The organism is Exilibacterium tricleocarpae, from assembly GCF_007004655.1.
Taxonomy (GTDB): domain Bacteria; phylum Pseudomonadota; class Gammaproteobacteria; order Pseudomonadales; family Cellvibrionaceae; genus Exilibacterium; species Exilibacterium tricleocarpae.
The window spans coordinates 1-7,415 of sequence record NZ_ML660131.1 but is presented as its reverse complement, the minus strand read 5'-3'; the positions used below and the strand labels follow the sequence as shown (position 1 = coordinate 7,415).

Sequence of the window (7,415 nt, the reverse complement as noted above, 5' to 3'; positions counted from 1 at the left end):
TCATGTGGCGCTGTTTTGGCAAAAGAGTTGAAGTGCGGAAGGTGTAATACAAATCGAGTTTGGCGTGGGAAAAAAGGAATTTTTTGTCATGGTTGTGGAAACGAGCATGTTAGATAATCCCAAACATAACAAAGCGCTCAAATACGTTCCGGCCACAAAAAGCGTGGCTTCCACCGGACAGGCTACGCGTTGCTTCGCCTGCCGTTTAGCCTAGCGTTAAGAGTAGGGCATGACACATACCCAGAAACGGAAGATAGTTGTTGCAAAACAAGAGTACGAATGGTGTATTCGTGGAGATGCGCTATACGCTGAGCATGCCGCAATTTACAAACCTAATATAAATGGCACTGCTTTGCATCTAGATATTTTGCCCTGGGATGTAGAAATACGACCCAAGACAATCTCTGAAGTAGTAGAATTTGCATTAAAAAATAGCTGGAATCCAGAAGCAAAAGGCCAACCATTAAGAATTGGTTTTACTTTCGGTCAATATGTAATTTTACCTAAGGGCGTGGCGAATTCGCATGAATACGAAGAAACTCTTAACAAGTAAAGCCAGCATCGCCCCTGCGGGGCTGGACCTCCGTTCCGGCGCTTCGCGCCTACACTGCGGCCGCTGCTTTGAGCGTTAGGCGTCACAGTGATATCTACATGACCTCCATACTAGCCAAAGATGCAAACTTACAACTGCATTCTGAGCAAGATGCTCTCGACATAATGGTGAGCGGTTTACCTGCGTGCATACTACAAGTAGACGATCTTCATCCTGATTTTTTCGATCTCAGCAATGGGTTGGCGGGAGCCATATTTCAGAAGTTTGTAAACTACAGCTTTAAGGTCGCCATCGTACTCCCGAGAAACCATGACTTTGGACCACGTGTTACGGAACTCGCTCGTGACCACCGATTTCATTCGTGCGTACGTTTTTTTCCGACCGCCACTGAGGCCGAATTATGGTTAGACAAGTGATGCCTAACAAATCAATCAACTTCGCGCCTTTGGCGCCGGACAGCTCACACTGCGCTTCGTTCCGTTGCAGCTGCCGGTTATTGATGCGTTATAAGCCAGCCATAATGGAGATATTTTTTGCCTTCCGATATTAAAAAAGCAGCAATTGCCTTAGTGATTTCATGTATTTCTACCTTGATGGCAGTCTACTTTGACGGGCTTGAGTTTGAAGAGATTAGTTTCAGTGACCCATTTACGCTCGGCATTAATGTTATCTGGACGTTTATAATTGCTTGGATAATCTGGGACCTATTTCGTGGTGAGGATATAAAGCTAACTCTTATTCTCGTCGGGGCTATAATGCTTGCCTCGGTAGCGTGGGATATTTCGGAGTTTGGCCTTGGTATAGCTCAGCTTTTCGATGTTTTAGAGTTGGTCATGTTTGTGGTTGCATACCTTTTAGTTAGCTCTAAGGAAAGCAAGTCATGGTACTTAGAGAAAAGCTTATAACAAGTTGCTGAAATTCGTTCCGGGCGCAAAGAACGCGCCCTCCACCGGACAGCCTACACTGCGTTTCGGCTGCCGTTTAGCAAAGCGTTAAGCTGTTCTTGTCATAGCATGATATCCGTGCTATCGTGTGCCAATGATCGAATCGTTCAAAGACAAAGCCACTGAAGATATATTTAATGGCATTGCTTCAAAATCAGCTAGAAAGGCTTGTCCTCAAGCCCTCTGGCCAGTCGCTACCAGAAAGCTTGACCAGCTCGATTCAGTGATAGCTCTAGATGAGCTAAAAATCCCTCCTGGTAACCGACTTGAAGCTTTGTCAGGGAATCGTAACGGTCAATATAGTATCCGTATTAACCAACAGTATCGTATTTGCTTCAAGTGGGGAGATAGCGGCCCTTTTGAGGTAGAAATTACAGATTATCACTAGAGGTGACATTATGGTTCGCATTCCTACTAAAAGAATTCCGACTCATCCAGGTGAAATGTTGCTTGAAGAATTTCTAACTCCAATGGAGATCACTCAGCGTGAACTGGCTGATGCCATCCATGTACCTTACCAGCGGGTTAATGAGCTGGTTAATCAAAGGCGTGGAGTTACTCCAAGTACAGCGTTGCGTCTTGCTCGTTTTTTCAACGTCTCTGCTGATTTTTGGCTTAATCTACAAGTGCGTTGGGATTTATACAAAGTGCAGCAATCAGAAAAAGATGAGCTAAAAAAAATTCAAGATTTTCACCATTACCAGAGAATGGCTTAACAAAGGGCTCAAATGTGACCGCTTACAGCGGCACTTTAGCCCGGCGTTAAGTGTCCAAAATGAATTACGACGAATATATTGAAGAGGCGAGAAAATATTCAAGCGATGAAGTAGTTGCCCGTCTAATCTCGCATCTGAGTAAATGGAAGTCTGATAATACGAATGCGGTAGAGCTAGCTGATTCAATTGAAAGGTACTTTGGCAATTCTTGGATAGCCAACGAAGAAGCTCACAATCATCTTTATAAGCTCTGGTCTAGTTTCAAAGCTGAGGCAATATCAGGCATCGGTGGCATGACCATGAACGAACGACTCTATTTTTTTGGGCTTTTCGAGCGTTTTGAAAGTGCTTCTGAAGCAGGGCAACAGGTAATCTATGCGAAGTTGTGTGCAAACACTTAACAAGTTGCTCAAGTTCGCTCCGGCCCTTCGGGCCTCCACAGGACGCGCTAACGCGCGCCTCTTAGCAAAGCGTTAGAGGGAAAATAAGTGAAAGTCATTTTAAAAATAATATTAGTGTTTTTTGTTGCCACGTCTTCACTTTCAACTTTTGCTGTGCAGCTTGAAGCGAAAGTACTTAGAACTGGAATATACGGAGATGGGCGATTGTTCGTTGTATTAGACACTGCGATACCCGAACCGGGGTGCGAGCACCCGAGATTCGATGTCCCAGGGAACCACCCACAAATTGATCGGTGGCTTAGTATTGCCTTGGCCGCAGAAGCCAGCCAAACCACCGTAAAACTTAGTACTAAAGGTTGTTTTGGTGGTTATGCAACAATGGATGAATCTACGGATTCATATTTATACATAAAAAAAGGCTAAGCCTCTAACAAGGTGCTCTTTGGGACCTCCATTTCGGCGCTTTGCACCTGCATTCCGGCCCCAAAGCACAACGTTATGCATAATTAAGGAAATCTAGACAAATGAAAAAAATATTTCTTTTTTCAATACTAATACTCACTAGTAGCATTGCTTGGTCTTGGGATGCAAAAGTTACCAACATTCTTCATCATAGAGACTGGGTAGCAGTTTCTTTTAGTCCAGACCCCGGAAACCTTGGCTGTTCAGCGGGTTCTCCATACTTGCTTAAAGTTGATGAAACGGCAGCAAGTCAACAAAGGTTTAGTATTATTTTGACAGCTCTAGCCTCAGGCAAGACAATTGGTGGTCATTCTGATGGTTGTTCATCTGCTATTTGGGGTACATCAAGGCCAGTAATTGAACGTATAAATTTACGCCAAAATTAAACATGCATAACAAGCGTAACCACACGGAAAAATATTCCGCTACGCTTCATATTTTCCTGTGTTACGGGCGTTATGTTTTCACTCCATCATCCGTGGAGAGCTTGTGGCGATATCCGAAAAATCAATAAAGCTACTTTGGTCAAATGCTGCCGGTCGTTGCTCGTTTTCTTCGTGTGATGTTAGGTTGACAGTGGCGGAAGCAGCTGAATATGCGCCATATACGTTGGGTGAAATGGCACATATAAAAGGGAATAAACCCGGCTCCAATCGTTATGACGAGAACCAATCAAGTAAAGAAAGGGATAGTTATGAGAACCTAATTCTACTCTGCCCTACCCACCATACTTTGATTGATAAAATCGAGAACCAAGAGCGCTTCACAGTAGAATTGCTCCACGAAATGAAAATTGAGCACGAAACAACAGTTGCGAATCGATTAGATGGCATAAAGATCGAGGAATTAGATCAGATGAAAGATCAACTTTCAATCCTCCTAGCCGAGAATCACCAAGCTTGGCAACAATACGGTCCTTTGTCCGAAAATGCCCAAAAAAATCCGAATAGTGACGCAATTTATGCACTATGGACATCATCTAGGCTCTCAACAATTGTTCCGAATAACCGTGAGGCAGTGAAGTTACTGGCAGAAAATAGAGGCTTGTTTCCCCGTAACGAGCAGCGAATCATAAGTAAATTTTTATCTCACGTGGAAAGCTATGAAAAGTGGGTAAATGACGAGATACCTTATCAGGCAGTGGTTAGCTTCCCAGTGGAATTTGAAAAGCTTGTTTTAGGAAAATAGTATGCCTGCACATAATAATGAGTTTCCGTGGATGAGTTACTACGGAAACTACAATTTTTTTGAACGAAGGATGCGCGAGCACAGCAAGGTAAATTCGATCAGAAAGATCAACGCCAGCCTCTATGATATCGAGCGTTCAGATGGAACGACAATAAAGGCATTTATTTGCGAATGTTATTCTTTTGACGTTGCCGAATATATTGAGAGCTGCCAAGAGTTGGGCGAATTAGATGCGATTATAATAAGCTCCAACTGGTGTGGATACACTTTTGACGTAAAACGCCACTGTATGAGTGAACAAGTGGGAGTTTATGATATTGGTGGTTTTATGGCTGCGCTTAACATGCCCAATTATTGGGAATATCTCACTAAATATGAGAGGGAGGAATTCAAAGAAAATGGCTGGATTTAACATTAAGCGATGGTGATATATGGGTTCGGTTCATATTTTGCGTCAACGAAGCATTATCGTGATATTGACTTCTTGATAGTCCACGATTCAATTTCTAATGCTTCATGCCAGAAAGCAATTAATTTTAAAAAACTAATACTCAAAGAAATTGATGGGGCTAGTGTTACGATTCTTTCAAAGTCATCAGAGAAAAATTTTGATTTTATTAGCGTGTCAGAAGCAGTTCTGTTGGGGGTTGTAGATGAAGACGAGAGTGAACCATCTATTGAAGAAATTGCTAACAAAACCAAGTGGTTCAGACTAACATAACAAACGCTTGTTGTCGGACTGGTTTTCCGCTGCGCTCCAAAATCAGCCGCAAATGCGGGCGTTAAGCATCAGGACATCATATGAAATGTATTCTGAAAATATTATTATTCATATCTCTTATGTCAGGCGAATGCATAGCTCTAACTGCGAATGAATTTTTAGATCTAAATGCAAGAGATAGAGTAGTGTGGGTAACTGGCGTAATAGACGGGTTGCTTACTGAGGAACTCATTAGAACGGTAAATCAACCTAAATTAGCTATCTGTTTAGCAGAATATAGAGTGAATCAGATCACAGCAATCTATATAAAACATTTTAAATGAAAACCCTGAGAAGTGGCATCATCCCGCTGCGTTTTCGTTTAGATTTAAATTTAGAAAGGTGTGTGGTGTGCCAGGTGATGATGCTTAACAAAGCGGTCAATGCTCAACAGCTAAAGCTGCTTGGACCTCTACTCCGTCGGTTGTTTTGTGCTTTAATAGCACAAAACAACCAACTCCGTTGCGGCCCATTACCGCGTCGTTAAGGTGCTCTGCTAATATTTTTTGTGGTGAGTCAAAAGGTAAAAACGTTATTGCTACCGTTGGGTAATTCGGCATCGAGTTGTGTACAAGTTTATCGTTGAGCAGTTTTGCTCCTGGTGCCCTAGTTAAAAAAGGTGTCACGGTAAAATTCATTGCAATGGGCGTGGTGTGCCACTAAGCAAAATGAAAGGTAACGTCGAGTATGGTATTCTTGCCGTCTCACGAATCAGGTTGTGACTCCGCTCGCGCTACGTAAAGAACTTCGTAGCAACAGTTAGTGTCACATCCTTAACCAGTGCATGTTGTGGACATTTAGGAGTTTGCTTGAAAAGCAGCAAACTCCTAAATGCCCCAAATGCAAACGTTACGCATTTCGGAGAGAAAGTTGGATCAACTGATAGAGATGGAAACTTCTCTTCACCAATTTGAGGTGAGGGCGATATGAATATGCTCCGTAAGCTACTTCATCCAGATTTCATCGAAATTGGATATTCAGGCTCAACTTACGATTACGCAGCTATTATTTCCGAGCTATCTCAAGAGACTCGTCCTAACTATACAGTTTGGTCACAAGACTTTGAGTGCCACGATTTATCACCAGGCGCTAAACTTTTAGTCTATAAGTCAGCTCACCTACATCCGAATGGTAGTTTTACTCGCCATGCCAAACGTGCATCTGTATGGATAAATATCCCAGATGACTGGCAGATAAAGTATCACCAGGCAACACCAATAGCAGGATTCACGGTAAATGCATAACAAGGCTATTAATTACGCGCCTACGGCGCCGGACGCAGCAAAGCTGCGCCGGTTATAAAGGCGTTATGCTCATGGAGGAACTGGATGAACAATTTCGAAATAATCACAACTTTGATCTCAGTATTGGCGGTTGTAATATCAACTATTTCGTTAATTCGTACTCGAAAACAAGCGAAGAAATTGATGGAGTATGAGCGCCTCCATGCAGAAGTTAGTCGTCGGCAACTTGCCGAGATGGATGAAGTTAAATCTCAAAAAAATAAAACAAGTTTAGTGGCTGAAATAGAGCACTACCCAGAAAATCACGCAAGTAGTTTTGTGATTATGAATAATGGTATATCTGATGCAACGAATATTTATTTTTCTTTAACAGAAGAAAATGAAAGCAACCCAATTGTTCAGAAGAGTTTAGAGAATAAAACACCATATCAGTTACTGAGACCTGGGGAGTATTATGATATTGCGGCAAGTTTCCCAATAAATATTAAACAGCAGGTATTTAATATTTGTCTACGCTGGTCAAATGCGGATGGAACTCAAAGCAATGAAACCATGGCTGTGTATAGGTAGAGCATAACAAGTGTGTTATGTTCGCACGTTTCACGTGCAGGACTCGCCTGGCGGCTCGCCTCATACACAAACGTTATGCATCTCCCGATGAAGTTAGGGAGAAATAATCAGAAGTTGGAGGAATAATTATCGTGAAAAGGCACTTGGCTTTACTTATGTTTATAGGTCTATATTCCACTGTCGTGGTTTCGGGTGGCTACACGGGACCTTTTGAAGTTGTAAGGTTCTCATCATTAGGTGGTAGCGGCATATTTGAAATTTACGGAAACTGGACCAATGTAGATCAATGCTCTAATGCATCAAAGTTTATTGTTGGGGGACATTCATCAGACAATGAGATGTCACAGAAAGCCAAATATAGTACTATTTTAGGAGCGTATATGGCTGGAAAGACTGTAGAGCTATATGTGGATGGTTGCAACGTTCATGGACAGCCGAATGTAAAAGGAATTTATGTGCCTAGGGCCTGTTCACACTAATCAGCCTGTCGGCGATCAGTGAAAAGTTAATGAAAAACCTGAAAACCACATCAAGCTTGTCGAATCGGCTAAAGATTCTTCGGAATCCTTTCAGGCGT

The 7,415-nt window shown here is 42.4% G+C and carries 15 protein-coding genes; 14 read left to right on the top strand and 1 reads right to left on the bottom strand.

Going from position 1 to position 7,415, the window contains the following annotated elements; translation table 11 throughout:
* The first annotated feature begins 229 nt into the window (after positions 1 to 229).
* The 11 genes from FKG94_RS28290 to FKG94_RS28235 all read left to right on the top strand — a co-directional run bounded on the left by FKG94_RS28290 (position 230) and on the right by FKG94_RS28235 (position 5,308).
* Positions 230 to 553, top strand: coding sequence for a hypothetical protein (locus tag FKG94_RS28290; RefSeq protein ID WP_142930311.1), 324 nt, complete (start codon positions 230 to 232; stop codon positions 551 to 553).
* A 98-nt stretch (positions 554 to 651) separates the two neighbouring features.
* Positions 652 to 969 carry a DUF4180 domain-containing protein gene (locus tag FKG94_RS29680; RefSeq protein WP_142930310.1) on the top strand — a complete coding sequence of 106 codons (318 nt, stop codon included), beginning with the start codon at positions 652 to 654 and terminating at the stop codon, positions 967 to 969.
* 117 nt (positions 970 to 1,086) lie between these two features.
* Positions 1,087 to 1,458, top strand: coding sequence for a hypothetical protein (locus FKG94_RS28280; protein WP_142930309.1), 372 nt, complete (start codon positions 1,087 to 1,089; stop codon positions 1,456 to 1,458).
* Positions 1,459 to 1,591: 133 nt separating this feature from the next.
* Positions 1,592 to 1,885, top strand: a complete 294-nt coding sequence (locus tag FKG94_RS28275; RefSeq protein ID WP_142930308.1) for a type II toxin-antitoxin system RelE/ParE family toxin — start codon at positions 1,592 to 1,594, stop codon at positions 1,883 to 1,885.
* A 10-nt stretch (positions 1,886 to 1,895) separates the two neighbouring features.
* Positions 1,896 to 2,213 carry a HigA family addiction module antitoxin gene (locus FKG94_RS28270; protein WP_142930307.1) on the top strand — a complete coding sequence of 106 codons (318 nt, stop codon included), beginning with the start codon at positions 1,896 to 1,898 and terminating at the stop codon, positions 2,211 to 2,213.
* A gap of 59 nt (positions 2,214 to 2,272) precedes the next feature.
* On the top strand, positions 2,273 to 2,614 hold the full coding sequence (locus FKG94_RS28265; RefSeq protein ID WP_142930306.1) for a hypothetical protein: 342 nt from the start codon (positions 2,273 to 2,275) through the stop codon (positions 2,612 to 2,614).
* Positions 2,615 to 2,701: 87 nt separating this feature from the next.
* Positions 2,702 to 3,037 (top strand): hypothetical protein, encoded by a 336-nt coding sequence (locus tag FKG94_RS28260; protein WP_142930305.1) that lies wholly within the window; start codon positions 2,702 to 2,704, stop codon positions 3,035 to 3,037.
* Between the two features lie 101 nt (positions 3,038 to 3,138).
* Complete coding sequence (locus FKG94_RS28255) at positions 3,139 to 3,462, top strand: hypothetical protein (protein WP_142930304.1); 324 nt, start codon at positions 3,139 to 3,141, stop codon at positions 3,460 to 3,462.
* A 103-nt stretch (positions 3,463 to 3,565) separates the two neighbouring features.
* Positions 3,566 to 4,264 (top strand): HNH endonuclease signature motif containing protein, encoded by a 699-nt coding sequence (locus FKG94_RS28250; protein WP_142930303.1) that lies wholly within the window; start codon positions 3,566 to 3,568, stop codon positions 4,262 to 4,264.
* Between the two features lies 1 nt (position 4,265).
* Positions 4,266 to 4,676 carry a hypothetical protein gene (locus FKG94_RS28245; protein WP_142930302.1) on the top strand — a complete coding sequence of 137 codons (411 nt, stop codon included), beginning with the start codon at positions 4,266 to 4,268 and terminating at the stop codon, positions 4,674 to 4,676.
* A gap of 389 nt (positions 4,677 to 5,065) precedes the next feature.
* Positions 5,066 to 5,308: a hypothetical protein gene (locus FKG94_RS28235; RefSeq protein ID WP_142930300.1), complete on the top strand. Its 243-nt coding sequence runs from the start codon at positions 5,066 to 5,068 to the stop codon at positions 5,306 to 5,308.
* Between the two features lie 96 nt (positions 5,309 to 5,404).
* Here FKG94_RS28235 and FKG94_RS28230 read toward each other — a convergent pair whose 3' ends face one another.
* A complete protein-coding gene (locus tag FKG94_RS28230; RefSeq protein ID WP_142930299.1) occupies positions 5,405 to 5,662 on the bottom strand; it encodes a hypothetical protein in 258 nt (85 codons plus the stop codon).
* Positions 5,663 to 5,950: 288 nt separating this feature from the next.
* Here FKG94_RS28230 and FKG94_RS28225 point away from each other — a divergent pair, with 288 nt between their 5' ends.
* The 3 genes from FKG94_RS28225 (at position 5,951) to FKG94_RS28875 (ending at position 7,317) form a co-directional block, all read left to right on the top strand.
* Complete coding sequence (locus tag FKG94_RS28225; RefSeq protein WP_142930298.1) at positions 5,951 to 6,268, top strand: nuclear transport factor 2 family protein; 318 nt, start codon at positions 5,951 to 5,953, stop codon at positions 6,266 to 6,268.
* An 84-nt stretch (positions 6,269 to 6,352) separates the two neighbouring features.
* Complete coding sequence (locus FKG94_RS28220) at positions 6,353 to 6,838, top strand: hypothetical protein (protein WP_142930297.1); 486 nt, start codon at positions 6,353 to 6,355, stop codon at positions 6,836 to 6,838.
* Between the two features lie 131 nt (positions 6,839 to 6,969).
* Positions 6,970 to 7,317, top strand: a complete 348-nt coding sequence (locus tag FKG94_RS28875) for a hypothetical protein (RefSeq protein WP_179957851.1) — start codon at positions 6,970 to 6,972, stop codon at positions 7,315 to 7,317.
* Positions 7,318 to 7,415 lie beyond the last annotated feature (98 nt).